Source organism: Streptomyces collinus (genome assembly GCF_031348265.1).
Lineage (GTDB): Bacteria > Actinomycetota > Actinomycetes > Streptomycetales > Streptomycetaceae > Streptomyces > Streptomyces collinus.
This window is the reverse complement of record NZ_CP133771.1, coordinates 3,741,247-3,765,472: the sequence shown is the minus strand read 5'-3', so window position 1 is coordinate 3,765,472 and position 24,226 is coordinate 3,741,247. Positions and strand designations below refer to the sequence as shown.

Genomic DNA, 24,226 nt, shown 5'->3' with positions numbered 1-24,226 from the left:
TGCCGCGGCCCTCAGCTTGGGAAGCTGCGAGCATTTGAGGCCGATCTGGTCGCTGACCTGGGCAAATGGCCGGGCTGGTGGCTCGTTCGGCTCAGATGGTTTCACCGTGATTCCCCGCTGTTCCCCGCTCGATCTGGTGCGCTTGTGGTGCGGCCATCGAGCGCCGGCTCCGCGCGGCTTCCCGCCAGGGTGGGCAAGCGGTCGCGAGGCGGTTGCCGACTCGCTTTAGGAACCTACACAAGGGCGCAGGTGGGACCTGCTCCGTGCGTGGGTGCCACAGGTGGCTGTTGTATTGCCGCCCGTCCGGGGTCGTTGATGTCAGTGTGGCCGCGGTTCCAGGTCTTGTCTGAACGGCCGTGAACGAGAAGGAGACGGCCAGCCTGGCCGGGCTCGTTAGCGTCGGGGTGGTTTCGGCCCGGGTCCCAAAGGGGCAGTGATGGAGGCCCCATCGCTCCCTTGCCGTGAGCACAAGATGCTCAACTTGTTCAGTCATGCTGAACCGGATCGACGTAAACTCTGAATCTGTTGTACGACACTCTGGGCGACTTCCACAAACGCTCTCGCTGTTTCGGCAGTAGGGGCCATTGCTGGCTTGTTGTAGGTTTCACCAAGGCCCCGTTCATGCTCGGCATAGATGGCGGCAGCTTTGGAGTACAGGTTTTCGACATTCCTTCCAACTGTTACCCATCGATCATCGCCTGTGGCCTCAAATAGACTCTGCGCAGCCTTGTCGTGAAACCAATTGCTCTGCCCTGGGTTTACGCCATGCTGCTCGCAAGCAGACCTGAACTCCTCAAGTGCTTTATTCATCGCTGCATCCACCGCCCGGTATTCAGGCGTGTTCTCCGCGATCCATGGAGCGAGAAGGAAGTTGAATACCCCTGGCTGTCTCTTTAGCTTCACGGCCAATACCTCGCGCACGCGAACTCGTTCTTCGCGTTCTCGCTGTTCTCGTTCCTCTCGCTCTCGTTCCTGCCGGTCGCGTTCTTCGCGTTCTCGCTCTTCCTTCCTTTTTACGTGGAGGTGCATCCCTCCAGCGATAAGTAGAACAGCGCAAGCAATAAGCACCACCTGCCATCCCTGAGGGATGATCTCACTTAAGGCGTTGACTGACACGCCTACGCCGATTACGCCGAGCGTGAATACCGCGAACTCTTTCCACCATCGAAAATTGCTCATTGACCCCCCTGGGTTTAAATGGACCCCTATTGCATACCGAGAGTAATTCCTAGACCTGAAGAACTCGCACCACCAGCCTACCCATGGTCAAAATTCCGAATGCAACAGCCGCGCACCGAGCCAAGTCGGAGTCGAGATCATATCTCCGTCGCCCTAGCATCATGAGACCATGTCAGTGCGGATCACCCCAGGACGTTTTCGAACAGGCCTCACCTTTTGGGGTATGCGTGCTAACTTCCCTCTGATCATCGGCAGCCGTGACCTGCGGCTGCCTAAACGATCACCGCTCTAACCTGCTTTTGAGCTGTCGGTAGTTGTCGACGTTGGTCATCGTTGAGCGCCCTTCCACGGCCCGAGGACGGCCCGGGAGGGCGCTCGTACGTGAGCACCGCATTAGGGGAGAGGCTGGGGCAATGGGTCGGTGACCTGCTGCTTCGTGGACCGATGTGGCGGGCACGGACGCACCCGACAGTCCCCCTTGTTGACCGCTGCTGACCCCTGCATCTGGCACGGCTGTGGCACGGCGGCTGTTCGGTTCGAAGTAGCTCAGGTGAGGCTTTCGGGCGATGACATCCAAGCGATAGCGTCGGCTGTTCGGGTAGCCAGCGATCCGCGCCGCCAAGTATCGGTTATGTCGGTCCAGCGGTCGAGGCGGGCGCTGCGCGCGCCATTCTCTGCTGCTTGGTCATAGTAGAGAGTGAACCTGTAGACCCTGCCTTCCTCGGAAATCACCTGGCCGTCCTCGTGATCGGGGCCCTCCTGCAAGAGGTCGACGACGATCGTTCGGTCCGGATCAAGTCCCTGGACCCTTAGAAGCTCCCGCAACCGGATCCACAGGTCGTAGTCGCTGGTCCGCAGGAGATCGGTGTACTGAACGACGATGCTTGACACCATGACCCCATGATCGGTCCGGGATGCGGCGAAGGGAAGCCGGCCGCTGAGAAGCTGGCGGTAGGCCATCAGCTTGGGAAGCTGCGATCCCATGGAGCCGGTCTGGGCGCTGACCTAGGCGAACGGTTGCATCGTGGCTCGATCGAGCTGTCCGCTTTCACCGTGATTCCCCGCTGTTCCCCGCTCGATCTGGTGCGGTTGTGGTGAAGTGCTGCGGCTGGCCTCCGCTGTTCCCGATCGGTGGCTCATTGGATGTCAGAGGGCAGCCAACCCGGAGGTGTCTTGGGAAGGCCGATCAAGACGTCCATATTCAGGTGTTCCTTTAGCAGCGCCTTGAGATTGCGCCCGTTGATGAGCTGCATCCTGCCGTTTCGGTGAGCGAAATCAGCGCTTGCCTTGCCAAACCAAGAGGTCGTGACCAGGACTCCGCGACTAGCGGCCTTGTCGTGCATCACCCCCGCCAATGCCCGCACTGTCTCAACGGGCACTGCGTTTTTCGACCTCTTCGCCTGGATGGCGAAGACAGTGGTCCCGACCGGGTCCCGTTGGATCGCGACGGCGTCCACACCGTCATCTCGCGAGCCCTGAGTACGCCACGTCTCGAAGCCCATTGCTTCGAACAGTTCGCGTACAAGCCGCTCAAACGCATAGGGGTCCATCTGCAGGAGGTCGGGTCGGCTGTCGAGTCCTGCCACGGCGCCGACATCCGCCGTAATGCGGTATCGCGACAGATCGATCTCAACGACTGGGGGCACCGCTTCCAGATCGTGCGGATGGCGGGAGATGACAGCGCCGAGGTACTTCAAGCTCTCCTGCGCATCGAGCTCGGGCTCGTCCAATACGAGTTCGTCGAACTGCTCGCGCTGGGCGACCACGCTCACCAGGCAAGGTCGCACCGGCCGCCCGGTTGCGCGATCCTTCGCACTCACATGCCCGTTGAACACCACCGTTGTGACGAGATCAGGCGGGGTAGTGGAGAAGGCCTCGTCCAATGTCCGCAGGGCAAGGCGGGCAACCAGAGTGCGATAGACCATCTTCGTCTCGGCCTCCTTCCGCGGCTGAGTGACGATCTCAGTCCGCTGGGTCACAACCCGGTACGCCACCACGGCCGGCACTACCTCAAGCTGAGGTAGCTCCACCTCAATAAGGAGTTGCTGAGCCTCAGGTATGTACGCCGCTCCCGCATCGACACGGCACCCTTTGGGCACGCAAGAGCCACGCAGCACTTCTTCCACAGCGTCTGCGACGCCCTGCGGGCCCTGCTTGGCAAGTGCCTGCTCGACATAAGGGTGCCAGCTCTTCAGCTTCCTGGGCCGGTCCGTCAGCACCGCCTGTAGCTCCGCCATGCGTTCTTGGGCCTGGCGGGTGCCCTTCTCGGCATCAGCCTTCAGCTCCAGCAAGCGCGTTTCTCGCGCCTGCTTCTGGCGCTCCTTCTCCACACGAGCCTGCTCCCGCTCCCGCTGCTCCGCAGCGCGCTGCCGTTCGGCCTGGCGCTTGGCCAACTCACGCTCGATACGGGCGACCTCACGCGCCTGTGCAGCCTGCTCCCGCTCCAGATGCATCTGTCCTGCGGCCACCAGGCGGGCGCGCTCGGCTTCGGCTTTGGCGGCTTCCCGTTTCTGACGGCGCCGACGCTCCTCAGCGGCCTTCGCGGCCGCCTGCTCCTTCTGCTGAGCGCGCTTCACCTCAGCAGCCTTGGCCTGCTGCTTCGCCTTGTATGCCTCAGCGAGCACCTGCATCACTGACTTACGGCGCGCCACGAGTCCCCCACCTGTCTCCCGCCACCCTCGAAAGCCGAGCTGTGCCTCGCCAGGGCACCCTTCAGCGATACCCAGGTCTGCAGAGCGAGAATCGTGGCGCTGCCAAGCGCGGCCTGACCAGTGCAAGGTCATGAGCTTGGGAAGCTGAGGTGATCTACGGGCGGTTGCTCAGCTGACCTGCACGGGAGCGCTGCTGGCGTCTGACCATTCGCCGAGCCTTTACCCCGTGTTCCCCGTGGTTCCCCACACGATCTGGCACGCGTCTGGCACTGGCGTGGCTGTTTGGTCTGCGCCTGCCGCGCGCCGCCGACTAGTCGTAGGTGCTTTCAGCTCGCAGAGCTCGTGTGAAGAAGCTCCAGCCACCGCGGGAGGCAGACCAGATCACCGCATCCGCGTACGGGCTCAGCCCCGCAACCGCAACCAACTCGACTCCTGACCAGGAGCTTGGACCGTCGGCCCCACGGCATCCCGCGGTCCCGGAGCCGTCAGACGCCCTGAGTCTCCGCACCGAGGGCTCTGTCATCCTCACCCCAGGTGCGAGGGGATCGGCAGGAACACCCCGGATCGCTGACGGTGCGGCAGTGGTGGCTGTCGCCGGGTCCGTGGGGCGTTCAGGTGGGGGCGACGCCCGTTTTCGGGGCCGGGGTCAGGTCTCCAGGCCGAACTCGCGCCGCCGGTCCGAGATGGTGGTGAGGAAGCCGTGCGACGCGGCCAGGGAGTCCGCGCGAAGGGCTTCCTCCAGCGTCGTCCACCGGACCTCGTGGATCTCCTCCTCCTGGACTTCGGGACGCGCGGGAAAGGCTCCGACGCAGACCCATGCGTGGATCTTCCCGGGCCCTTCGTCCCTGGGGAGGCACCCGATCGAGATCATCTCCCCCGCGTCCAAGTCAATGCCCAGCTCTTCACGCACCTCGCGGCGAGCGGTGTCCAAGGGCGTGTCGTCCCAGGACTCCATCTGGCCCCCGACGGGATGCCAGTACCTGGGATAGCGGCGAGTCCGCGCGAGCAGGATCCTTCCCGAGTCGATCAGGAAGACAAAAGACGTCCACTGGTTGGATCCATTGACCCGTTGCTCGTACGCGTGGTCGACCACAGAGAGCGGAACACCGGGATCCGTGATCGCGGCTCGTTCGTTGACCACGGCATTGCCTTTGGAGGGGCCGAGCACTCTTGAGTCGTTGCTGGCCACGTGCTCGGTGGCGACCAGGGTCACGGACCAGGAATCCCATACGGCTTCATGCGGGCCTGTCGTGGTGTGGAACCTCCCGGCAGGAATGTGGAGCGGGCTCTCCTGCGGTGTGGCGTCCCATTCCGACACCATGCGGACACTCGTGGACCTTCCTTCCGGCGAGAGAACGCTGACTCCGGTTCCGGGCGAGCTTTCGACGGTGAACGAGTCGTACCAGACAGCCGTCGCGCCGTCATCCACGTCGTACATCGCGTGCCGGACACAGCCCACGACGGAACGTGTCAGCAGATCCCAGCCGTGGCTGTGCACGATGAAGGGGTCGGAGTCCGTTCTCCGTTTTCCGGCGGGCGGCCACAGATGCACGCGGATGCCCCACTCCGGGAACGTGTCCAAAGGCAGGCGGAACACGAGGAATCCGTACGGGTGCAGGTAGGAGGGTGCGTCGTCTAGGAACGTCCGTAGGTCCGGCCACCCTTGATGGGTCATCCACGAGCTGATCGCCTCACGCGCTGGCATAGGGGTTCACCGGCCTTCGGTACGCGTCCAGCGTCAGGTTCAAGAGTTCGTCGTCCGCCCCTTGGAGTATGTCTAGCAGGGAGAGGACTTCTCTAACGTCCGCGACGGAACCAGGATCCAGCTCGGTGGCGGACCGGGGGAGAGGCAGCTCCGTGCTCTGGCGGTTGCTCAGCCGCATGTCCTCTTTGGTCGAGTCGTAGAAGGATGAGCCGACCGGATACTTCAACGCGGCAGTGCCGGCCTTCTCGCGGGTCACGATCACGCAGGTATCGGACAGGTCGATCGTGAACGGTGAAACGGTGGACGCCAGGTAGACCCGGCAGTTGAGCCGGGAGAACTGGTAACTCAGGAGCTGGAGCCTGATGATGGTTGCGGCGATCTCCGCCTGCGCGCGCCGCCGGGTCCAGTAGTCCCGGCGGTCAGGGTTCGCGTTCCTCCGGTACTCGGTGAAGAAGTCCATGAGTTCGACGTTGTCCGGATCGAGCACCTGCACGTTCACCGAGAGATAGTGCCCCTGTCTCTCTGCGCGCTGGAGAAGGGTCGGTAGGACCGTCGATCTGAAATACCGAGCCGTATGACCTCGGTAGTCCCAGGAGTTGGTGGCGTCTGCTGCCTTGGCCAGCTCCGCGGCGATTGATCCGGGGGCGGTGACCTGAACCTCCATCGGTTCCTGCCGCTTCAGGCCGTAGAAGAACACCACGAGCAGGGAGACGCACAAGGCGGCCACCGCGGCTCCGGTGAGCGAGTCGACGATCGAGATGATCGTGTCGCTGAGACTCACCTTGGTCGCCCCGCCGAGGTGCGGCAACGCGAACAGCCTGATGACGATCAGCAGGGCAGCGGCCAGACCGAGCGAGGAGAGGTACAGCTTCGTGTTCACGCCCGCCGGGCTGTCACTTCTCCCGGTGTCATCCATGGGCCATCCCCCGATCGTTCGACCGCCAAGCCGACCCTCGCACCTCGTGGATCCAGCGAATTCAACAGTAGCCGCGGGTGGTCCATCAAGAGGCCGTGAACGCCGCTGACACCGCCGAGATGCTGATGGCTTGGGCTGATGTGCCGCTCACCTGTGCTGATAATCCGTAGGCGTCCGTGCTCGTCTGCCGGTGCACCTTGGCGTCGTCGAGCCTCGGAAGGGAGCCACCAGGGATGAGTAGTCCGCTGGGGGTGATCGGGAGGTGGTCCAAGTCGAGATCGCTGGAGAGGGGTCGCGTGGAGGCTCGCTATCACTGCTGCTCGACGACCAGGATGGCAGCCAACTCGGGCGCAGGGCCCCTGAGTGGTGCGCGCCGGCGTCCCACTTCGTGACGGCTACACGTCTAGTGGCGTTCCGTCTGGCGAGAATTGGATGCCCACTACGTTTGATTCTCCCGCCCATTCTCCTAGTGTTTCTAGCGCACTGCGAGAAAGCTCGGTTGTGAATAGGGTGGTCAGATCACTCTTCGCGCGAGAACACGCAACATAGAAAAGGTTGCGCGACTTCTCAAATCGTTTCCGATCCCGCTCGTTCAGATCGCCCCTCGAAGGATATTTCGCGAGCATGTCAGCGAAGTTGTACTGAGTCCAGCCGCCACCGAAGACTGCAAGCACGTTAGGGTATTCAGTCCCCTTCACGCCATGCTGCGTCGAAAATGGGGTATTTTCCTCAACGTAATCGCGCAGCGCCATAACTTCGAGATAAATGACGCTTCGAAAGTTGCCATACTCCACCAAACGGCGAGGTTCATTGAGTGTCTGGCCGTCACCCAACTCTCTGAGAGCCGACCTCCACTTTCGATCTCGACTCACGCGCATGCCCAGAACCTGGCACCAGGCCCTCGACAACTGGCGGGCCATGGACGTGGACTGCCTGGGCCGCGGCAGCTACCTCGGTGTGCCGAGAGTGGACGCCGTGCAATGGACTCGTCCCCGCGCCACCTACTGGTCGGCCCCGTTGGACTCGCCTTCGATGCTGTGCTCGCCCGTCGAGGTCGCCCGCCTGATCGCTGCCGGACGGCACTGCATCCCCGCGGAGCCGGAGGCATGAGCGGCCGCGAGTATCCGTCATCCGTCGACGCCTCCTGGGCAGCCGCGTTCGAGCGCATGGCAGGCCACTGCATGACCTGCCCGACGTGCACGGCCACTGACGACCGGGCCGCGAACCTTCGGCTGACATGCCCGGAAGCCGTACGGCTGAGCAGGGAATGCCGGGACGCGCGCCGCGGCGCCTGACCCGAGGAGACTCCCGCCCCGGCCCTCAACCCTGCACAGGCCGAGCGCCGGGGCGGGCTCGTCAAGCAACCGAAGAAGACCGAAGCAGAGAGGAAGAACTCTTGTTCGCTCACTCCGATCGGCTCCCCACCGGGACGCCTCTGTCGTCCGGAGCGGCCACGCCGTCCCCTTGGGGCGTGCGGCGCATGGCTCCGTATCCGGCGATGGCGTCGGACTGCGCCCGCGTCGAGCTCGACCGAACCACCCAGACAGCTCGCTACTTCGACGCCGACGGCCATGTGCTGGAGATGGGGAAGCACGGCACCAGCAGTGGCACGAACCCGGCGACCAACACCGGTAACCCGTCGGACGGCTCCGGCGGCGGTGGCAGCGGCGGCGGTGACCAGGACACCGGGAACGACACCGACCAGTGAGCGATCTCGGTCCGGTGCTGGTCGTCACCAATCTGGACGACCCCACGGCCGACGTGGTGATCAGTGAGCTGCACGACCGGGGTGTCCCGGTCGTGCGGTTCGACTCGGGGGACTTCCCTCACGCCCTGTCGGTCACGGCCACGATCACGTCGAGCGGCGTGGAAGGCACGCTGTCCACGCCGTCGCGGACCGCCGACCTGACGCAGGTCCGGTCCCTGTACTACCGCCGGCCTTCCGGCTTCACCTTCCCGCACCTGGACGAGCAGGACGCCCGGTTCGCGGTCGCTCAGGCCCGCTACGGTCTGGGGGGAGTCCTCGCGTCGCTTCCTGGCTGTCTGTACGTCAACCACCCGCACCGCATCGGGGACGCCGAGTTCAAACCGTCCGGCCTGGCCGCCGCCGCGGCTGCGGGGTTCCGTCTCCCGCCGACGGTCATCACTTCGGACCCGTATGCCGCGCGGTCGTTCATCAAGCAGCACGCACCCGCGATCTACAAGCCGCTGTCGGCGCCGCTGTACCGCATCGACGGGGTTTCCTGCACCGTGGAGGTCGCCGAGGTGGGGGCCGTTGACATCGATGAGGCCGTCTCCGGCACCGCGCATGTTCCAGCAGCGGATCGAGAAGACCGCGGACGTACGCGTGACCGTCATCCGTGACCGGGTGTTCCCTGTCCGCATCGACTCGGACCTGTTGGACTGGCGCACCGACTACAGCCGTCTGCGCTACTCCGTCGTCAGCCCGCCGCCCGGCATCGTCGACGCCCTGCACGCATACCTGGCCCGCTTCGGCCTCGTTTTCGGCGCTTTCGACTTCGCCATCGACCGCGAGGGGCAATGGTGGTTCCTGGAGTGCAACCCGTCTGGGCAGTGGTACTGGCTGGAACCGGAGACCGGCTTGCCGATGCTCCAGGCCATGGCCGACCTGCTGGAAAGGAAGATGCGCTGATGACCGTCATGGATTCCGCAGCCCATCGCCGTACGCTGGCCGGTCGACTCTCCGGTGGTGGCTTCCTGCGTACCCCGCCGTGGCGCGCGGCTGTCGAAAGCGTGCCCCGCCATGAGTTTCTGCGCGGCGGTTTCTTCGATCAGGTCGAAGGCTCCGCACCGACCGCCTGGCGGCCTGTCTTGCCCGACACGGCCGGCTGGCTGGAGCGCTGCTATGCGGATGAGTCTCTGGTCACCCAGATCGCCGGGACTATCGTGCCAGGCGACATCCGCGGTGAGATCCTGCGCACCCCCACGTCGTCCAGCACCATGCCGAGCCTGGTCGTGCGGATGCTGGAGGAGCTCCAGGTCGACGCCGGCAACCGGGTGCTTGAGATCGGCACCGGCACCGGCTACTCGACCGGGCTGCTGTGTCACCGACTTGGTGAAGACTTGGTGACGTCGGTGGAGGTGGACGCGGAGGTGTCCAGCAGGGCGAGTGCTGCCCTGGGTTCCTGCAACTACTTCCCCGAGTTGGTCGTCGGTGACGGCCTCGCCGGGCACAAGGACGGGGCCCCGTACGACCGGCTGGTCGCCACCTGCGGGGTGCTGGAGGTGCCTCACGCCTGGATCGAGCAGACCGCACCGGGCGGAGTCATCCTGGCCACCCTGTGCGGGTGGCTGTATGCCTCGGAGTTGGCCCGGCTCACTGTCGGCGAAGACGGAGTGGCCCGGGGCAGACTGCTCGGAGGGCAGATCTCCTTCATGCTCGCCCGGCCGCAGCTGCCGCCCCTGCTCGGCATGCTCCCCGACCTCGACGACGGCGAGGAACGCGAGACCGCCACCGGTGCAGACGTGCTGAACAACTGGACCGCACGCTTCGTCACGCAGCTCGCCGTGCCGGGTGCCCAACGGCTGACGATGGAACGGAACGGACGCACCGAGGACGTCCTGGTCGACGTCGGCTCCGGTTCGTGGGCCGCGGTGCACGAGGACGGCGGTCGATGGCTGGTCCGACAGGGCGGGCCGGAGCGGCTGTGGGACCGCGTGGAAGAACAGCTCGGCCGCTGGTACGCCGCCGGTGCACCGGAGCTGGAAGAGTTCACCGTCACCGTTACCCCGGAGGGCCAGACCGTCCGCTGGTAACCGAAGCGAGGGGAGTCTTCGACGGCCCGCGTTGATGTCAGCAGCGCATGTCAAAGGCCCCGGACCATGATCGGTCCGGGGCCTTTTGCCTGGTGCCCCCGGCAGGATTCGAACCTGCGACACCCGCTTTAGGAGAGAGGCGGGGGCGTACGGCAGGTGACCTGCGGCTTCATTGTCCCGGGGTAGCGGGCATGGGGGTGTCCGCTCCTCCCCGTAGCTGCCCGTGGCTGACCCTCGCAGCCGTCGTGCTCTTCGCAGTGCTCCGCGCGGACCGGGGCGTGTAATCGGTGACCACATCACGGCCCCGACGGCTCCGGCAGGGTCTCTCAGACGGGGACACGTGCGTGCCGGAGCGGTGCTCCGGCCCGGTGGAGACTGGCGAGGGCCAACCGGTAGGAGGCGACCAACCCGGTCTCCACGTAGTCCACACCCAGTTCCTGGCAGTGGCGCCGCACGATGGTCCGGGCCCTGCGCAGGTTGGGGCTGGGCATGCTGGGGAACAGGTGGTGCTCGATCTGGTGGTTCAGCCCGCCCAGTGCGATGTCGGTGAGCCTGCCGCCGCGCACGTTGCGTGAGGTGAGCACCTGGCGACGTAGGAAGTCCGGGCGGTCCTCGCCTGTCAGGATCGGCATGCCCTTGTGGTTGGGCGCGAAGAGGGCGCCCAGGTATACGCCGAACAGGCACTGGTGGACGGCGAGGAAGGCGATCGCCATGCCGGGCGGCAGCAGCCACAGCAGCACGGTCAGGTAGAGCACGAAGTGCGCGAACAGCAGGACGCCGTCCAGCGTGCGGTGCTTGAGCGAACGATTGGCCAGTGCCTTCACGCTCGACACGTGCAGGTTGAAGCCCTCCAGGGTGAGGAGCGGGAAGAACAGGAACGCCTGCCAGCGGCCGATCAGGCGGGGGAGCCCCTTGGCGGCCCGCGCCTGGTCCTGGGACCAGACCAGCAGGTCGGGGTCGAGGTCGGGGTCGAGTTCCTGGTGGTTGGGGTTGGCGTGGTGGCGGGTGTGCTTGTCCTGCCACCAGCCGTAGCCCATCCCGATACCGGCACCGGCGATCCGTCCGGACACCTCGCTGGCCCGGCGTCGGCGGAACACCTGGCGGTGCGCCGCGTCATGGGCGAGCAGGGCGACTTGGCCGAAGACGACGGCAAGGAAGGCGGCGACCGCCAGAGTCCACCAACTGTCGCCGATGAGCGCGACGGTGGCCCACCCACTGACGTAGAGCCCGGCCACCACCGTGGTCCGCAGCGCGTAGTAGCCGGGACGGCGCTCCAGCAGCCCGGCGGCGGCGATCTTTCTCGACAGGCGGGCGAAGTCACTGCCGGACGCCTCCGAGGGCGGGGGCGGGGGCCGAACTGTGGTGTTACTGCTCATGATGGTGAAACTCTCTCCGAAGAAGGCCGGTTGGCTCGGCGCCGCCCCGGGAGCCGCTGGGACCGGGCCGCACGCAGAGCCTTTCGTCCTCCGTGGTTGCGGACACATCACACGACCACGGAGCTGGGAGGCATCTGCTTCGTCCGTCAGCGGCTGCTGCGCAGGCCCTCTGTTTCTGGCGGGTACCCCGCCGCGGGCGTCTCACACCGTGCCAGACGGGGCCTCCGGAGCGGTCCGCGTGCATGTCGGCAGACAGAACCGACTCCGGCCGGTGAAGCGGATCTGCTGATCGCTGATGAGTGCTCGACGCCTGGCCGGTCAAGCCGCGGTCTCGGTGATGAGGACGGCAACGGTGACCGGGCCCGGGGCGTCGGTGGTCGCCGCGTCGGCCACGGCGGCCCGGACGGCGCGCGTGACGTCCAGAGGATGGTGGCCAGGGGCGACCGCGAGGTGGACCTCGACACGCCGGCCGGGTGGGTCGGCATGGTCCTCCATCTTGACCGGGCGGCTCCCCAGCACGGTGGTAAGGGCGGCGACGCCCGGAACACCCGTTGCGACGTCCGCCAGATCCCCGACGGGCCCTCGCGGGGAGCCCGCTCCGGTCACGGGGAGCGAGCTCCGTGCGGCTGCGGTCCTTGCTGCGGCTGTGCTTTGCGGCGTGAGCGTCATGGATCTCGCAACGGTCCGCGTCTCCGTAGCTGTCTGCGGGACCTCATGGAGATCCGTGACGCGCAGGTCGGCTGCCACGGTGGCCAGGCCGAGCCGTCGAGCGGCCGCGTCCAGCAGTCTGCTCCTCAACTGGTCGGCGGTTTCGGGCAGTGGCTCCCCGAGTGATGCCGAAAAGGCGGCTTCGATCCTGAGCGGGCCCGGCGGCATCGCGCTGGCCGGCGGACGGACGGCCGGCTCGGACACGGATTCGAGCGGCGCCGGCCCGATGCGCAGAGACTCCAGCCGCACCCCGGGAATCTCGTTCGCGGCCCGCCTGAGGGCCTGGACGGCCGCTTGCTCGGTGATCCATGCCCCGTCGGCGGGCCCGCCCAGCGGGAGCAGCCGGCCCAGGCCGAACTGGTGCCGTACCGCCTGCGTCCCTGCTTCGGTCTTCACCGGCCTCGCACCCTCTTTCAGGCGACTTGTCCGACCCTCGCGCCTCGCAGTGTTCAATTCCGGCAATGCGCCCTAACAGGAATATAATCGTAGAAAAGAGATCCGGGTGGGCCTCTGAGGGAGGAATATCCCGATGACCGAGATCACCGGCGCAGGGCGCAGTGGCGCTCCCGCTTCTCGTGGCCGGACGACGGTCGCCGATGTGGTGGTGGAGAAGATCGCCGGAATGGCAGCACGGGACGTGCGCGGCGTCTATGCCCTGGGCAGCGGATTCGCGCGCTCAATGGGATCCATGCGGGAGCGGATGCCCGGTGCCGGCAGTGGCAGGTCCGCCACGCGTGGGGTCAGTGTCGAGGTCGGCGAGAAGCAGGCGGCCATCGATCTGGAGATCGTCGTCGACTACGGCGTCTCCATCACGGACGTGGCCGGTGAGGTGCGCGAGAACGTGATTTCCGCAGTGGAGCGGATGGCGGGCCGGGAAGTCGTGGAAGTCAACATCATGGTCAGCGATGTGAAGCTCCCCGACGAGGAGGACGAAGGGGAAGAGCGGCAGCGGATCCAGTAGCCGAGGCGGAGCAGCCCGCGTGAGTGAAGGAGCGCGTGATGAGTAGAGCCGTGGTGGGCCTGATGGCCGGAATGGCGCTGGGTTTCGCCGCGTACTTCGGTGACTTCTGGGCCTTCCTGCTGGTTCTTGGGCTGGGCGTCGTCGGACTCGTGGTCGGGCGGTTCGTGGAAGGCGATCTCGAACCGGGCGACTTCGTTCGCCGCCGGGACAGGCAGGAGCGGATCCGCGATGACCGGCGACGGGCACGGGGAGACTGGCGGTAGTGACCGGTGAAGCCAATCTGCGTCCGGGCATTCCCCGTGGGGAGCGCGGTGCGATCACCATCGCCGACCGGGTCGTTGCGAAGATCGCTTCCCACGTGGCGCGCGTGGCGCTGAGCCGGTTCACCGACTCGGTCGACCACGTACCCCCCGGCCGCCGGACGCCACGCGTGACCACTTCCGTGCGGCGGGCACCGGAGCGGGATACCGCAGGACGAGACGCCGAGTCCGCCGACGGACAGCAGGCGGCGCTCGGCGAGGCACGGATGCGCATCACCGTCGAGCTCGGCTATCCGTCCGACATCGGGGCGCAGTGCGCCGCCGTGCGCCGGGAGGTTACCGACCGGCTCAGGACATGGGCCGGCATGGAGGTGTCCGACCTTGCGGTGTCGGTCGAGAGGCTGCACTCGGCGCATACGCGCCACACGGACCAGGAGAGGGTGAGATGAGCGCGAACACTTGGCGGCAGCCCACCGGTGACAGCGACCTTCCCCCCGAACCCGGACAGGCAGCTCCGTCCGCCGACGGCACCGGGGCGGGCGGGGCCAAGACGGCGGCGACCGGTGAACCAGGCCGGTCGGCGCGCCGTTTCTGGTCAACGCGGCGGATTCCCGCGGCCTTGGTGGCCCTGCTGTCCGCCGCGGCCATCGGATTGCTCCTGTACGACGTGGTCTCGGTCCGGGCAGGTCGGTCTGCGATGCGCTGGCGGCGGCGGCTTGCTGAGGAACTGGCCACACGGCCACTGGATGACGTCTGGATGATCGTCGGGGCCGCAGTGGCGATGGCCCTCGGCCTGTGGCTTTTCCTGCTGGCGGTGACGCCGGGACTGCGCAGGCTGCTGCCCATGCGGCAGTCCACCGGTATCCCCGGGACAGGGGAGGTCCGCGCCGGGCTCGACCGCCGCGCGGCCGCCCTGGTTCTGCGCGACCGGGCCGTGCAGGTGCCCGGTGTCCAGTCGGCACGGGTCGCTGTCGGCCGCCGGAAGGTCAAAGCCCTGGCGCGCGCCCATTTCCGCGATCTCGCGGAGGTCCGCGCGGACCTGGACGCCACGCTGGGCGAAGCCGCGACGTCCTTGGGTCTCGCCTGGCAACCCGCGCTGACCGTGCGCGTCCGGCGTCCGAAGAAGGGCTGAGGTGATCCCGATGCTCAGGACAGTGAACCGGGTGCTGCTGGGGCTTCTCGGCCTTGGACTGTTCGCCCTGGGCGGCGCCGTGCTGCTGGGCGGGCTGGACCTGCCGCGCCGCTGGGACTTCGGCATGCCGGGCTGGTGGCCCTTCCGCGGGCCGGACGACGTGGTGCTGGGCACCGAGGGACGCACCCGGTGGCGGGAGGAAGGCTGGTGGTGGCCGACCGTCATCGCGGTGCTCGCGGTGCTGCTGGTCCTGCTGCTGTGGTGGCTCCTCGCACAGCGCAGGCGCCACCTGGGCGGCGTCCTCGTCGACAGCGGGGACGGGGCGGCGGCCCGGCTCGACGGCGGCACACTGGAGGACGTGATCGAGGAAGAGGCACAGGCCCTGGACGGGGTCTCGGGGGCGCATGTACGGCTGACGGGCCGAAGCTCCGCTCCGGCTGCGCGCGTGCGGCTGTTGCTGGAGCCTCATGCGAATCCAGCGCGGACTCTGGGACGACTAAGCCGGGAAACACTCGCGAACGCGCGGGACTCGGCCGGCCTGGACCGCCTCCCCTCGAAGGTCCGACTCAAGGAAGTCCGCCACCACGCACGACGCGTCGGCTGAGATCCACAGGGCCTGACTCCCAACGGGGGACCCGGTCTGTGGCTCGCAGGGCAGGTATTCACGACTGCCCCAAAGTCATCTACGCCGCGGTTCTCTCCAGGGAGGCATTCCGCATGGTCCTGTTCCTGACCCTGCTCGTCGCCGGAATCGCTCTGATCGCCATCGGGGCGGGCGTCGACGGCATGCTCTATCTGACCTCCGCCGGTGTACTGCTCCTCATCGCCGATCTGCTCTACCTGGCGGCCCGCTCCGTGTGGCGATCTCCTCGGCGCCCGGCCCGCTGAGGCCGCGCCCCTCCCGGTCTCGTCGCACGGAGCAGACGGTCGGAGCCCGTGTCCGTGAGCAGTCGCTCGGTCTGCGGGGAGGGGTGGTGCAGCCGCAAGGACGCGTGGGTCTCGGCGGCGTGCCGTGACACGTCGAGGAAGACGCGCAGGCCGCTGCTGTCACAGCGGTCGACGGTGGTCAGATCGACGTCGATGAGGGCGATGCCGTCCTGCAGGCACCGCTCCAGAGCGGCGTGCACCTGGGGCGCGGTGGCGGGGTCGATCACACCGGCCAGGGTGACCAGTGCCCGCCTGTCCCGGTCGTGCCGGTAGATGTTCAGCTGCGGAAGAGTCATGACGCCTCGGTTCAGATGTTGCTCAGATGCCTCCGTCCACGGGTCCCGGCCGCTCCTCGCGCTGCCCAGGGCCCGGGTGTACGCCCCGGGCACGCGTCGCCGCGGACTGAGCCGACGGTTCAGAGGCGCGGCCAAGCGGTCGGCGGGGAGCCCGGATGATCACCCGTGGTGCGTGGTGCGGCTGCGGCGTGCCGTGGCCGCGGCGGCCGGGCCGGGGGGTGCTGTACCGGTACGCGGCGATCCTGTCGGCGTGCTGGAGGTCGAGCCGGTGGATCACGTACGCCGCCGCTGCGATGAGGACCACGAAGGCGGCGGCTGTCAGAAAGGCGTTCATGGCGGCCACCTCACATACCGATGATCAGTCGGCTGGCCCGGCCGGGCGGGCCGGTCTGTTGGGGAACGGCTACGGACACCGTGGAGGCGCCGCCCTCGTACTCCCATGCCTCGTCCGGGTCCAGTGGCTGGTCGGCCGCCAGGACGCCGTGCCGGGCCTCGTCCGCGGCGATGAGCGCGCTCGCGGTCAGGGGCGGGCCGTCGTGGTCGGACGCGGCTTCCATCAGCCGGGCCGCCGACTCCGCCCCGGTCTCGGGCGGGATGACCAGGAGATCCCAGCGGCCGGTGCCGTAGGAGAGCAGCAGCAGCTTGTGGGGGTCGATCTCCGGGTGAACCAGCCGACCTTGACGATGTGGCCGTCCACGGGAACCGTGCGGGGGATGACCGGCCAGTGTTCCGGGTTTACGGCGATGCGGGTGATGCGGCCCCACAGGGGATCCAACACGTCGGTGAGTGCCGGCAGTTCGCTCAGCAGATCACGGGAACGGGGCCACCAGGCTCCGTCCAGGAGTCCGCTGGAGGGGCGGTCGGTCTTCAGTGCGAGACGCGCGGCCGGGGTTGCGACGGGCTCGGGGTGCGGCAGGGTTGGGTACAAGGTCGCCGACATGATGCGGACCCGTCTCCGGGCCGCCTCTGCGGCGGCCCGGGTTTCATCTTTCGCCGGGGACGACCCGGCGTGGAAGCCGGTGTGCGAGATGCCCTCGGTACTGTCCACACTACTCCGCGTTTCGTTGCGGCGCGGAGCAGCGGCCACGTGGAGTGGAGTACCGGCCGGGTGATCTCCCGGCAATGCCTCAGCGCGTGCCGGCAGTTCCCGTCCTTCGGGCTGAAGGGCCGTCGCCGCCGGGCGCGGCCGGCACAACGGTGTCGGACGGCGGGGGCGAGAGGTCAGCCGCGCCACTCCACCATGAGCAGGGTCGCGTCATCGCTGGTCCGCCCGCCCCTCGCCTGCTTGAGCCTGTGGGACAGGGATCGCGTCACCGCCCGGATGCCGCGCCCGGTCCTCTCCGATCGGTTCACGCAGTCGATCAGCTGGTCCTCCCCGAACGCCTCCCCACCGCTCTTGTGCTCCTCGACCACTCCGTCGGTGAAACAGAGGAGGCGGTCCCCGCGAACCAGCCCCAGCTCGCTGATTCGAGGCACCGAACCACAGGGGCCGACGGGAAGGGTCGTCGGGGTGACCAGACGCTGTGCGACGCGGTGGTCGCGGACGAGGATCGGCGGCGGGTGCCCGGCGTTGATCCACTGCGCCCGCCCCGTCGTCGTGTCCAGCTGCATCATCTGTGCGGTGACGAAGTGCTCGGGACCGAACTGCTCTGCCACGGCGCGGTCCATGAAGTCGTAGATCTCCGGCAGTGCGATGCCGGCGCGGCGGGCGTGGCGGTAGGCGCCGATGGCCACGGTGGCCATCGTGGCCGCGTCCAGTCCGTGGCCCATCGCGTCGATCATGGCCACGTGGAGGACGTCGTCGTTGAGCGCGTAGTCGAAGCTGTCGCCGCCCACGTCGTTGGCGGGTTCCAGGATCCCGGCCACGGCGACCCGGGGCATGATCATCGCTAGCGGTGGCAGCAGCGACCACTGGATCTCCGCGGCGACGCTCATCGCCTCGCCGCGTCGGACACCGAAGAACAGGTCGGAGTAGCCGTGCTTGGTCACCAGGAGGTCGGCCACCAGGCCGGAGATTCTGAGCAGCAGGCGGCGGTCGTGGTCGTCGACGCTGTCCAGCGTCACCGCCATGACCCCCACCTGGTCACCGCCGTCCAGCAGGGGCGGGTGGACCCGGACGCCGTCCTCCTGGGGCACCTCCACGGGGACCGCGTGCCCCCGGCAGGATTCGAACCTGCGACACCCGCTCTAGGAGTTTTTCCTGGGCAGGGCCCTGACCTGGGCGAATCTCAAGTGTGGCGCGCCTGAGCTGGGGAAACGCGCCTCAGTAGTTCTCGGATGTTCGCGGTGTTTCCCGTCGTCATGTGTGCTGAATCCGTGCCAAGGGGGACCTCGTGGTGGGCCAGCTGCCTACGGCTTGGGCGCGGGTTGCTCCCCTGAGCCTCGGACGATCAGCCGAGTGGGAACGGTGATGCTGATCGAGGAGGACGCTTCTGTGCTGACCTTCCTCGATCCGCTGGCCGCGCATCCGTGCCAAGCGTGGAGTACGCGGACCCTCGCGGGCGTACGGACCTCTGACCCGTTACCGCCAGATGGACCTCAGCTGCCACGCCTGCATGCGCTCGAGGGTGGCGGCGCCGCCATCGGCGAAGACCTCGACGCCGGTGCTGGAGGGGTCGGGGAAGATCTGGTCGGTGATCACTGCCTCGCCGTTGCCGCCGAAGACCTCGACGGATGACCAGTCGACGAGGATGCGAAGCTTGATCTTGCCGTTCTTGGGCCTCAGGGGCGCGGTCTGGACGCTGTTGGAGAAGGCGTCGGAGAAGGCGTTGTGGAAGTCAGCGGCGCCGGAGCGGGTGCGGTCGACGTACAGCGCCTGGGTCGTGGTGTCGTAGCCGATGACGGTCTCCTCGCCGCCTGTTCCGGTGCGCACCTTCAGGCCGAAGCGTTCGGCGTCCTTGAGGGAAAAGGTCGCCTCGATGTCGAGCGCCTTGCCCTTGGCCGCCGGGGCGATCAAGGGCTTGGAGGTGCTCTTGACCGTGACGCCGGTCGCGGTTGTCGGGCGCTTCTCCCTCAGGGAGTTCACGCTGTTCACCGGCTTGCTGGTCAGCCGGACGCGGCCGTCGACGGTGCGCAGGGCCATCTCGCGGGGGATGCTCTGGGCGCCGCGCCAGGGGGAGGTGGGGATGGAGCCGGCGTAGTCCCAGTTGTTCGTCCAGCCGATCATGTAGCGCTTGCCGCCCGGCGCGTTCTCCCAGGACACCGCGGCGTAGTAGTCCTTGCCGTAGTCGGTCCAGTCGGTGAGCTGGACGGCGGACTTGGCGGGCTTGTCAGCGGCGGTGAACTGGTCGGCCATGACGTGGCCCCAGCCGGCGGTGTTCATGTCGACGACCTGGATCTGCGCCTTCTTGCCGACGTACGGGCGCATGTCGAATGAGGCCCAGTCCAGGCTCTCGCTGTCGGTGCCGGTGGCGCTGCGGACGACCTGGCCGTCGACGAGCAGGTTGACGGACGTCTCCTGGGAGACAGGCGTGGCCAAGGCGTCGGACATCACGATGTGGTCGACGTTGAGGTGGCCCCAGCCGCCGCTGTTGTTGTCGACGATCTTGATCTGCGCCTTCTTGCCGGCGAGGTCGCTGACGTCCCAGGAGGCCCAGTTGAGCGCTTCCGCGTCCTTTCCGGTGGCGCTGCGGACGACCTGGCCGTCGACGAGGAGTTCGACGGCGGTGGGGTTGTCGGAGTCGGCCGGGTGGTTGCCGCCGCCGATGAGGAAGTTGATGTGCTTCTTGTCGATGGTGAATTCGGGTGAGGTGAGGGTGCCGGTGGTGGAGTCGCCGTTCAGGTAGGTGTTGGCCAGCCCGTCTCCCAGGAAGCCGGAGACCTGGCCCTGGTCGGGGAGGGTGCCGGTGGCTGGTGCGGTGCCGAAGGCGTTCCCGGTCGCTGTCCAGGCGCCGTAGGTGCCGCCTTCGAAGTCGGCGAGGACCTTCCCCTCGGGAGGAGTCCTGTCCAGGACGGTTCCGGCCTCGTGCGGATGCCGCCCGCCGCCGATCTTGAAGTTCAAGTAGGGGCTGCCAACAGTGAATTCGGGCGAGGTCAGGGTGCCGGTGGCGCCGTCACCGCCGTGGAAGCTGTTGGCGAGGCCCTTGCCGTCGAAGCCGGAGACCGCCCCCTGCCAGTCCACCGCCCCGGTTGCCGGTCCCTGGCCGAAGGCGGTGCCGGTGGTCGTCCACGAACCGAAGTCGGTTCCCTCGAAGTCCTGCAGCACTGTGCCGGTGGGCGGGGTGTAGGTGCCCTTGTCCTCGGCCGTGAACTTCTTGCCGTCGAAGTCGCCGATGAAGTACTGCGAGCCCGAACCGCCTGCGATGCCCCCGGGGTTGATGTTGACGACCAGCACCCACTTGATGTTGTCCGGGTCGCCGTCGACCGCGAGGGGGAACAGGTCGGGGCACTCCCACACGCCCGCCGTCGAACCAGCAGGCCCGAACTCGCTGAGCAGCTCCCAGTCCTTGAGGTTCTTGGACGAGTAGAACCGCACCTTGTGGTCTTTGGACAGCGAGACCGTCATGAGCCAGCTCTTGGTCGGCGCATACCACTGGACCTTGGGGTCGCGGAAGTCCTTGGAGCCGATGTCGATGACGGGATTGCCCCGGTACTTGGTCCAGGTGCGGCCGCGGTCGGTGCTGTAGGCGAGCGACTGGGCCTGCTTGCTGCCGTCCTTGTAGGCGCTGGTGTAGATCGCCACCATGGGTGGGTTCTTCCTCGTGCCGAAACCGGTGGTGTTGTTCCAGTCGACGACCGCGCTGCCGGAGAACACCAACTCCTCGTCGTCGTGCGACAGGGCGATCGGCAGCTCCTTCCAGTGCACGAGGTCCTTGCTCACCGCGTGCCCCCAGGAGATGTCGCCGAAGGAGTTGCCGTTCGGGTTGTGCTGGTAGAAGAGGTGGTATTCGCCCTTGTAGTAGACGAGGCCGTTGGGGTCGTTCATCCAGTTCTTCTCCGGAGTGAAGTGGAACTGGGGTCTGTAGGTCTCGGTGTACGGCGAGGTGTCGGCAGCGACGGCCTGGGGGGCGAGCGGCGCGGCGGACAGGGCGCAGACCGTTGCCACCGCCGCCATCAACCGCATGCGGGCATGCCGGGATACGCGTACAGAGCTCATGGTGTCTCCTTGTCCCGCGGCCGTCCGCGCAGCGGTGACTGCGGCCCTGGCGCGGACGGGCCGAAAAGTGAGGCCCCGGGCCGGCGCTGACAGCCATGCCGCCCAGGGGTGTCATCGTTGACTTGTGTCATCGATGACAGCGAGTGACCGATTATGAAGCGCAATCCGGCCAGTGCGTCAATGGTGCGGGCGCAATTGGTTCGGTACGGGCCGCCGCCCATCAGGGCGCCGCCGGGGGGCGTGACCTGCGTAGACGGGTTCGGTCACGGTGGGCTGGGGTCGGCGTTCGCGCAGGTCGGGCCGGGTGGCGCACCTTCGCGGGATTCCGTCGCTCGTCGAGATTCGTGAACGAGTTGTTTCCGGTGTGTTGACCGCTTGGCCCCCTCGGTGCTTGACTTCCGGAACCGGTACCGGAACCGGTTTCGGGATCGATTCCGGTACCGGTTCCACGAGTCTTTGTACGATCGGCCCTTCGGTGCGGGAGGACGTCTTCCGCGTCTGGATGAAGGGAGGGGAGGTGACATGGGAGTCACCATCGCTGACGTCGCCGCACATGCCGGGGTCAGCAAGACGACGGTCTCGCGGGTGCTGAACGCCAAGGGTGAGATCAACGAGAACACCGTCCTGAAGGTCCGCCAGGCGATCTCGGAGCTCGGCTATGTGCCGAGCGCCGGGGCAGTGGGGCTCGCACGCGGTACGACGCAGATGATCGGCATGCTGGTCCCTGACATGGCCTGGGCCTGGGCCGGCATCGTGCAGGCGGTCGTCGAGACGCTGGAGACCGAGGGCTTCGGACTGCGCATGCTGACCGTGAACCGCGGTGAGGAGTCGCTGCGCAGGCTGGGTCTGCAGGTTGCTGCCAAGTCGTTCGACGGTCTGCTGGTGATAGAGCCCGAGGGTGCTCTGGCGGCCATCACGGAACTGCATGAAGCCGGACTTCCGGTGGTGCTGATCGACGACCGTTTCCAGCGGCCGGGGTTCCCTTACGTGGCCACCACCAATCGGGAGGGCGGTGAGCAGGCGGCGCGCCACCTGCTGGACCTCGGCCGCCGTCGCCCGCTGGTGGTGACCGGTCCCGAGGAGTACGGCTGCACTCAGGAACGGCTGGGCGGCTTCGTCGACGTCTATGCGCAGGCCGGGATCGAGCTCGACCAACGCCGCATCATCCGCGGCGACTTCCTGTTCGAGAGCAGCCGGAGCGCAATCGCGCAGGCTCTCGCGGACGGGGCGGAGTTCGACGCGGTCTTCGGGCACAACGACCCCTCGGCGGCCGGCGTGCTCGCCGCCTTGCACGAGGCCGGCCTTCGGATTCCGCAGGATGTCGCCGTGGTGGGGTTCGATGACATCGAGCTGGCGTCGTACACCTATCCGGCATTGACCACCATCCGCCAGCCGATGCGGGAGATGGGCGAGGCAGCGGCCCGTCTGCTGCTCGACCACGTGCGCAGATCGCCGCAGGCCGCCTCCGCGCGCATCATTCCCACCAGCCTCGTGGTCCGTGGCTCGACGTTAGAGCCAAGCGCGAACTGACGCTAAGTCATCGCGATGCGCACGTGATGGCGCTTCGCAGCCGGGCGGTGCGTTGCCGGCGACGCACCGCCCCCGTCTCCCTGAAACCTCGGCGAACCACTCGGCCCTCGCTTCCCCACAACCCCTTGCGGCTGCGCCTGCGTTCACGCGGCACCGTCCAGCTGCACCTCTCCACCCGTGCGTGCCCGATCCGGACACCGAACGGTGCGCCTGGCACACCCGCCCGGGCCGCTACCACTCCGCGTCGATGCTCCAGCTGCCACCTGCGGTTGACCGCCGATGCCGCTGCCAACGCAGACGGTCTCCACTCATGTGGTGATCCATCCGGGCGTCCGCCCGCTCCCACCCTTCGCCGCCCCCCCCCGCCTCCGTATCGCTCAACGGCTAGGAGCCGCACCATGCGCATAACAACCCGGCACTCTGTCAGAACCGTCCAGACCCTGTGCGTCACCGTCACGGCGGCCCTGGTGGCCACCGGCTGTGGCCGGAGCGAGGATTCCGCCCCCGGCAAGGACGCGCCCGCCCAGATCGGCGCGGGCAAGGCCAAGGGGACGGTGGTCATGTGGAACCTGGGCGACATCGAACCCGCCCTGAAGGAACTGGCCAAGAAGTTCGAGCAAAAGAACCCGGACGCCGACGTCAAGATCACCGCGGTCCCGTGGGACGGCGCCCACGACAAGCTGACCACCGCGATAGCCGGCGGCAACACGCCGGACATGTCCATGATCGGGAGCACCTGGATGCCCGAGATGGCCGCCATGAACGGCTTCCAGGCCACCCCGGCGTCGATCAAGTCGTCGGACTTCTACCCCGGCCAGTGGGACACCACCAAGTACAAGAACACCTCCTACGGCGTCCCGTTCACCGCCGACACCACGGTGGTCTACTACCGGACCGACCTCACCGAGAAGGCCGGTATCAAGGGCGCCCTGGCCGGCGACCGGGAGGGGTACCTGAAGGACCTCAAGGCCATCCAGGCCACCGCCGGGAAGCAGAACCCCAAGCTGCGCCATGCCACCGGGCTGCTGATGGGCTTCAACTCCTGGATTTTCTGGGTGCCGATGGTCTGGCAGCAGGGCGGTGACATCTACGACGCCAAGACCAAGAAGTTCACCTTCGATACGCCCGAGGTCGCCAAGGCGCTGGAGTACTGGGCAAGCGTCCCGAAGGGGGGCCTGGCGCCGACCGACAGGTCTGACAACGTGCAGGGCTTCCGGGACGGGCTGATCGCCACCTATCAGGAGGCAGCGTGGGCCGGTGCCAGCTTCCACAAGGACGCCCCGGAACTGGACGGCAAGTGGAAGACCATGCCGGTGCCCTACTCCGAGCAGCCCGCCGGGTTCGCCGGCGGCACCGACCTGGCGGTGTTCAAGGAGGCCGAGAACCCCGACGCGGCATGGAAGTTCGCCCGGTTCCTGACCGAGCCCGCCAACCTCGCGACCTATGCCAAGGCCACCGGCGGCCTGCCTGCCTCGCCCCAGGCGTGGACGGACGGGAACCTGAGCGCGGACGAGAACATGAAGCCGTTCGACGAGCAGCTCAAGGTCAGCAAGGCGCCGCCCGCCATCACGACCTGGCAGCAGATCGCCGACGCCATCGACTCCGAACTGGAGAAGCTGGCCCTCGGCAAGGCCACCGTCGCCGAGGTGCAGAAGGCACTGCAGTCCAAGACCACCAGCATCGGCACCGGCCGCTGAGCACCACCGCCATGAG

22 protein-coding genes and 3 pseudogenes are annotated in these 24,226 nt (G+C 67.2%); 12 read left to right on the top strand and 13 right to left on the bottom strand.

Annotated elements, in window-relative coordinates:
- Nucleotides 1-489: 489 nt before the first annotated feature.
- The 6 genes from RFN52_RS16890 to RFN52_RS16865 all read right to left on the bottom strand — a co-directional run bounded on the left by RFN52_RS16890 (nt 490) and on the right by RFN52_RS16865 (nt 7,248).
- Nucleotides 490-1,179, bottom strand: a complete 690-nt coding sequence (locus RFN52_RS16890) for a hypothetical protein (protein WP_184847394.1) — start codon at nt 1,177-1,179, stop codon at nt 490-492.
- A 546-nt stretch (nt 1,180-1,725) separates the two neighbouring features.
- Nucleotides 1,726-2,163: a hypothetical protein gene (locus tag RFN52_RS16885; protein ID WP_184847392.1), complete on the bottom strand. Its 438-nt coding sequence runs from the start codon at nt 2,161-2,163 to the stop codon at nt 1,726-1,728.
- A gap of 152 nt (nt 2,164-2,315) precedes the next feature.
- Nucleotides 2,316-3,830 (bottom strand): restriction endonuclease, encoded by a 1,515-nt coding sequence (locus tag RFN52_RS16880; protein ID WP_311240974.1) that lies wholly within the window; start codon nt 3,828-3,830, stop codon nt 2,316-2,318.
- Between the two features lie 646 nt (nt 3,831-4,476).
- Nucleotides 4,477-5,427 (bottom strand): NUDIX hydrolase, encoded by a 951-nt coding sequence (locus tag RFN52_RS16875; RefSeq protein WP_184847390.1) that lies wholly within the window; start codon nt 5,425-5,427, stop codon nt 4,477-4,479.
- 94 nt (nt 5,428-5,521) lie between these two features.
- Complete coding sequence (locus RFN52_RS16870) at nt 5,522-6,451, bottom strand: hypothetical protein (protein WP_184847388.1); 930 nt, start codon at nt 6,449-6,451, stop codon at nt 5,522-5,524.
- A gap of 395 nt (nt 6,452-6,846) precedes the next feature.
- Nucleotides 6,847-7,248: a P-loop NTPase family protein gene (locus RFN52_RS16865; RefSeq protein WP_311240973.1), complete on the bottom strand. Its 402-nt coding sequence runs from the start codon at nt 7,246-7,248 to the stop codon at nt 6,847-6,849.
- 79 nt (nt 7,249-7,327) lie between these two features.
- Here RFN52_RS16865 and RFN52_RS16860 point away from each other — a divergent pair, with 79 nt between their 5' ends.
- From RFN52_RS16860 to tgmC, 4 genes and pseudogenes are all read left to right on the top strand, one after another.
- Nucleotides 7,328-7,561, top strand: coding sequence for a hypothetical protein (locus RFN52_RS16860; RefSeq protein ID WP_184847384.1), 234 nt, complete (start codon nt 7,328-7,330; stop codon nt 7,559-7,561).
- Nucleotides 7,562-7,847: 286 nt separating this feature from the next.
- Nucleotides 7,848-8,159, top strand: a complete 312-nt coding sequence (tgmA, locus tag RFN52_RS16855) for a putative ATP-grasp-modified RiPP (RefSeq protein ID WP_184847382.1) — start codon at nt 7,848-7,850, stop codon at nt 8,157-8,159.
- Nucleotides 8,156-9,104: pseudogene (tgmB, locus tag RFN52_RS16850) on the top strand (ATP-grasp ribosomal peptide maturase). The gene tgmA and the pseudogene tgmB overlap by 4 nt, the downstream one beginning before the upstream one ends.
- Nucleotides 9,104-10,228 (top strand): ATP-grasp peptide maturase system methyltransferase, encoded by a 1,125-nt coding sequence (gene tgmC, locus RFN52_RS16845; RefSeq protein WP_184853918.1) that lies wholly within the window; start codon nt 9,104-9,106, stop codon nt 10,226-10,228. The pseudogene tgmB and the gene tgmC overlap by 1 nt, the downstream one beginning before the upstream one ends.
- A 326-nt stretch (nt 10,229-10,554) precedes the next feature.
- Here the strand turns inward: tgmC and RFN52_RS16840 are convergent, their stop codons facing one another.
- A complete protein-coding gene (locus RFN52_RS16840; protein ID WP_184847379.1) occupies nt 10,555-11,604 on the bottom strand; it encodes a fatty acid desaturase family protein in 1,050 nt (349 codons plus the stop codon).
- Nucleotides 11,605-11,922: 318 nt separating this feature from the next.
- Complete coding sequence (locus RFN52_RS16835) at nt 11,923-12,708, bottom strand: hypothetical protein (protein ID WP_184847377.1); 786 nt, start codon at nt 12,706-12,708, stop codon at nt 11,923-11,925.
- 133 nt (nt 12,709-12,841) lie between these two features.
- Between RFN52_RS16835 and RFN52_RS16830 the strand changes: the two genes are divergently transcribed.
- The 6 genes from RFN52_RS16830 (at nt 12,842) to RFN52_RS16805 (ending at nt 15,553) form a co-directional block, all read left to right on the top strand.
- Complete coding sequence (locus RFN52_RS16830) at nt 12,842-13,273, top strand: Asp23/Gls24 family envelope stress response protein (RefSeq protein WP_184847375.1); 432 nt, start codon at nt 12,842-12,844, stop codon at nt 13,271-13,273.
- Between the two features lie 38 nt (nt 13,274-13,311).
- Entirely contained in the window at nt 13,312-13,536 is a 225-nt protein-coding gene (locus RFN52_RS16825) for a hypothetical protein (RefSeq protein ID WP_184847373.1), read from the top strand.
- Nucleotides 13,536-13,982 carry an Asp23/Gls24 family envelope stress response protein gene (locus tag RFN52_RS16820; RefSeq protein WP_184847371.1) on the top strand — a complete coding sequence of 149 codons (447 nt, stop codon included), beginning with the start codon at nt 13,536-13,538 and terminating at the stop codon, nt 13,980-13,982. The genes RFN52_RS16825 and RFN52_RS16820 overlap by 1 nt, the downstream gene beginning before the upstream one ends.
- The gene (locus RFN52_RS16815; protein WP_184847369.1) at nt 13,979-14,665 is read left to right on the top strand and encodes a DUF6286 domain-containing protein; all 687 of its coding nucleotides are present in this window, start codon (nt 13,979-13,981) and stop codon (nt 14,663-14,665) included. Before RFN52_RS16820 ends, RFN52_RS16815 begins: the two co-directional genes overlap by 4 nt.
- A 10-nt stretch (nt 14,666-14,675) precedes the next feature.
- The gene (gene amaP, locus RFN52_RS16810) at nt 14,676-15,269 is read left to right on the top strand and encodes an alkaline shock response membrane anchor protein AmaP (protein ID WP_184847367.1); all 594 of its coding nucleotides are present in this window, start codon (nt 14,676-14,678) and stop codon (nt 15,267-15,269) included.
- Between the two features lie 113 nt (nt 15,270-15,382).
- Nucleotides 15,383-15,553, top strand: a complete 171-nt coding sequence (locus RFN52_RS16805) for a hypothetical protein (protein ID WP_167404007.1) — start codon at nt 15,383-15,385, stop codon at nt 15,551-15,553.
- Here RFN52_RS16805 and RFN52_RS16800 read toward each other — a convergent pair.
- The 5 genes and pseudogenes from RFN52_RS16800 to RFN52_RS16780 all read right to left on the bottom strand — a co-directional run bounded on the left by RFN52_RS16800 (nt 15,502) and on the right by RFN52_RS16780 (nt 20,983).
- Nucleotides 15,502-15,888 (bottom strand): STAS domain-containing protein, encoded by a 387-nt coding sequence (locus RFN52_RS16800; protein ID WP_184847365.1) that lies wholly within the window; start codon nt 15,886-15,888, stop codon nt 15,502-15,504. The genes RFN52_RS16805 and RFN52_RS16800 overlap by 52 nt on opposite strands.
- A gap of 22 nt (nt 15,889-15,910) precedes the next feature.
- On the bottom strand, nt 15,911-16,222 hold the full coding sequence (locus RFN52_RS16795) for a hypothetical protein (protein ID WP_184847364.1): 312 nt from the start codon (nt 16,220-16,222) through the stop codon (nt 15,911-15,913).
- A gap of 10 nt (nt 16,223-16,232) precedes the next feature.
- Nucleotides 16,233-16,936, bottom strand: a pseudogene (locus RFN52_RS16790) (DUF5994 family protein).
- A gap of 173 nt (nt 16,937-17,109) precedes the next feature.
- Nucleotides 17,110-18,051: pseudogene (locus RFN52_RS16785) on the bottom strand (PP2C family protein-serine/threonine phosphatase); the annotation flags it as partial.
- A 358-nt stretch (nt 18,052-18,409) separates the two neighbouring features.
- On the bottom strand, nt 18,410-20,983 hold the full coding sequence (locus tag RFN52_RS16780) for a GH32 C-terminal domain-containing protein (RefSeq protein ID WP_184847360.1): 2,574 nt from the start codon (nt 20,981-20,983) through the stop codon (nt 18,410-18,412).
- 522 nt (nt 20,984-21,505) lie between these two features.
- Here RFN52_RS16780 and RFN52_RS16775 point away from each other — a divergent pair.
- A complete protein-coding gene (locus RFN52_RS16775) occupies nt 21,506-22,513 on the top strand; it encodes a LacI family DNA-binding transcriptional regulator (RefSeq protein ID WP_184847358.1) in 1,008 nt (335 codons plus the stop codon).
- 398 nt (nt 22,514-22,911) lie between these two features.
- Nucleotides 22,912-24,210 carry an extracellular solute-binding protein gene (locus RFN52_RS16770; RefSeq protein WP_184847356.1) on the top strand — a complete coding sequence of 433 codons (1,299 nt, stop codon included), beginning with the start codon at nt 22,912-22,914 and terminating at the stop codon, nt 24,208-24,210.
- Nucleotides 24,211-24,226 lie beyond the last annotated feature (16 nt).

What these genes read in the sequence shown, in the direction of transcription:
- RFN52_RS16890 (WP_184847394.1), bottom strand. Translation starts at nt 1,179, where the DNA reads ATGAGCAATTTTCGATGGTGGAAAGAGTTCGCGGTATTCACGCTCGGC.
- RFN52_RS16885 (WP_184847392.1), bottom strand. Translation starts at nt 2,163, where the DNA reads ATGGGATCGCAGCTTCCCAAGCTGATGGCCTACCGCCAGCTTCTCAGC.
- RFN52_RS16870 (WP_184847388.1), bottom strand. Translation starts at nt 6,451, where the DNA reads ATGGATGACACCGGGAGAAGTGACAGCCCGGCGGGCGTGAACACGAAG.
- RFN52_RS16860 (WP_184847384.1), top strand. Translation starts at nt 7,328, where the DNA reads ATGCCCAGAACCTGGCACCAGGCCCTCGACAACTGGCGGGCCATGGAC.
- tgmC (WP_184853918.1), top strand. Translation starts at nt 9,104, where the DNA reads ATGACCGTCATGGATTCCGCAGCCCATCGCCGTACGCTGGCCGGTCGA.
- RFN52_RS16840 (WP_184847379.1), bottom strand. Translation starts at nt 11,604, where the DNA reads ATGAGCAGTAACACCACAGTTCGGCCCCCGCCCCCGCCCTCGGAGGCG.
- RFN52_RS16830 (WP_184847375.1), top strand. Translation starts at nt 12,842, where the DNA reads ATGACCGAGATCACCGGCGCAGGGCGCAGTGGCGCTCCCGCTTCTCGT.
- RFN52_RS16825 (WP_184847373.1), top strand. Translation starts at nt 13,312, where the DNA reads ATGAGTAGAGCCGTGGTGGGCCTGATGGCCGGAATGGCGCTGGGTTTC.
- RFN52_RS16815 (WP_184847369.1), top strand. Translation starts at nt 13,979, where the DNA reads ATGAGCGCGAACACTTGGCGGCAGCCCACCGGTGACAGCGACCTTCCC.
- amaP (WP_184847367.1), top strand. Translation starts at nt 14,676, where the DNA reads ATGCTCAGGACAGTGAACCGGGTGCTGCTGGGGCTTCTCGGCCTTGGA.
- RFN52_RS16805 (WP_167404007.1), top strand. Translation starts at nt 15,383, where the DNA reads ATGGTCCTGTTCCTGACCCTGCTCGTCGCCGGAATCGCTCTGATCGCC.
- RFN52_RS16800 (WP_184847365.1), bottom strand. Translation starts at nt 15,888, where the DNA reads ATGACTCTTCCGCAGCTGAACATCTACCGGCACGACCGGGACAGGCGG.
- RFN52_RS16795 (WP_184847364.1), bottom strand. Translation starts at nt 16,222, where the DNA reads ATGAACGCCTTTCTGACAGCCGCCGCCTTCGTGGTCCTCATCGCAGCG.
- RFN52_RS16780 (WP_184847360.1), bottom strand. Translation starts at nt 20,983, where the DNA reads ATGAGCTCTGTACGCGTATCCCGGCATGCCCGCATGCGGTTGATGGCG.
- RFN52_RS16775 (WP_184847358.1), top strand. Translation starts at nt 21,506, where the DNA reads ATGGGAGTCACCATCGCTGACGTCGCCGCACATGCCGGGGTCAGCAAG.
- RFN52_RS16770 (WP_184847356.1), top strand. Translation starts at nt 22,912, where the DNA reads ATGCGCATAACAACCCGGCACTCTGTCAGAACCGTCCAGACCCTGTGC.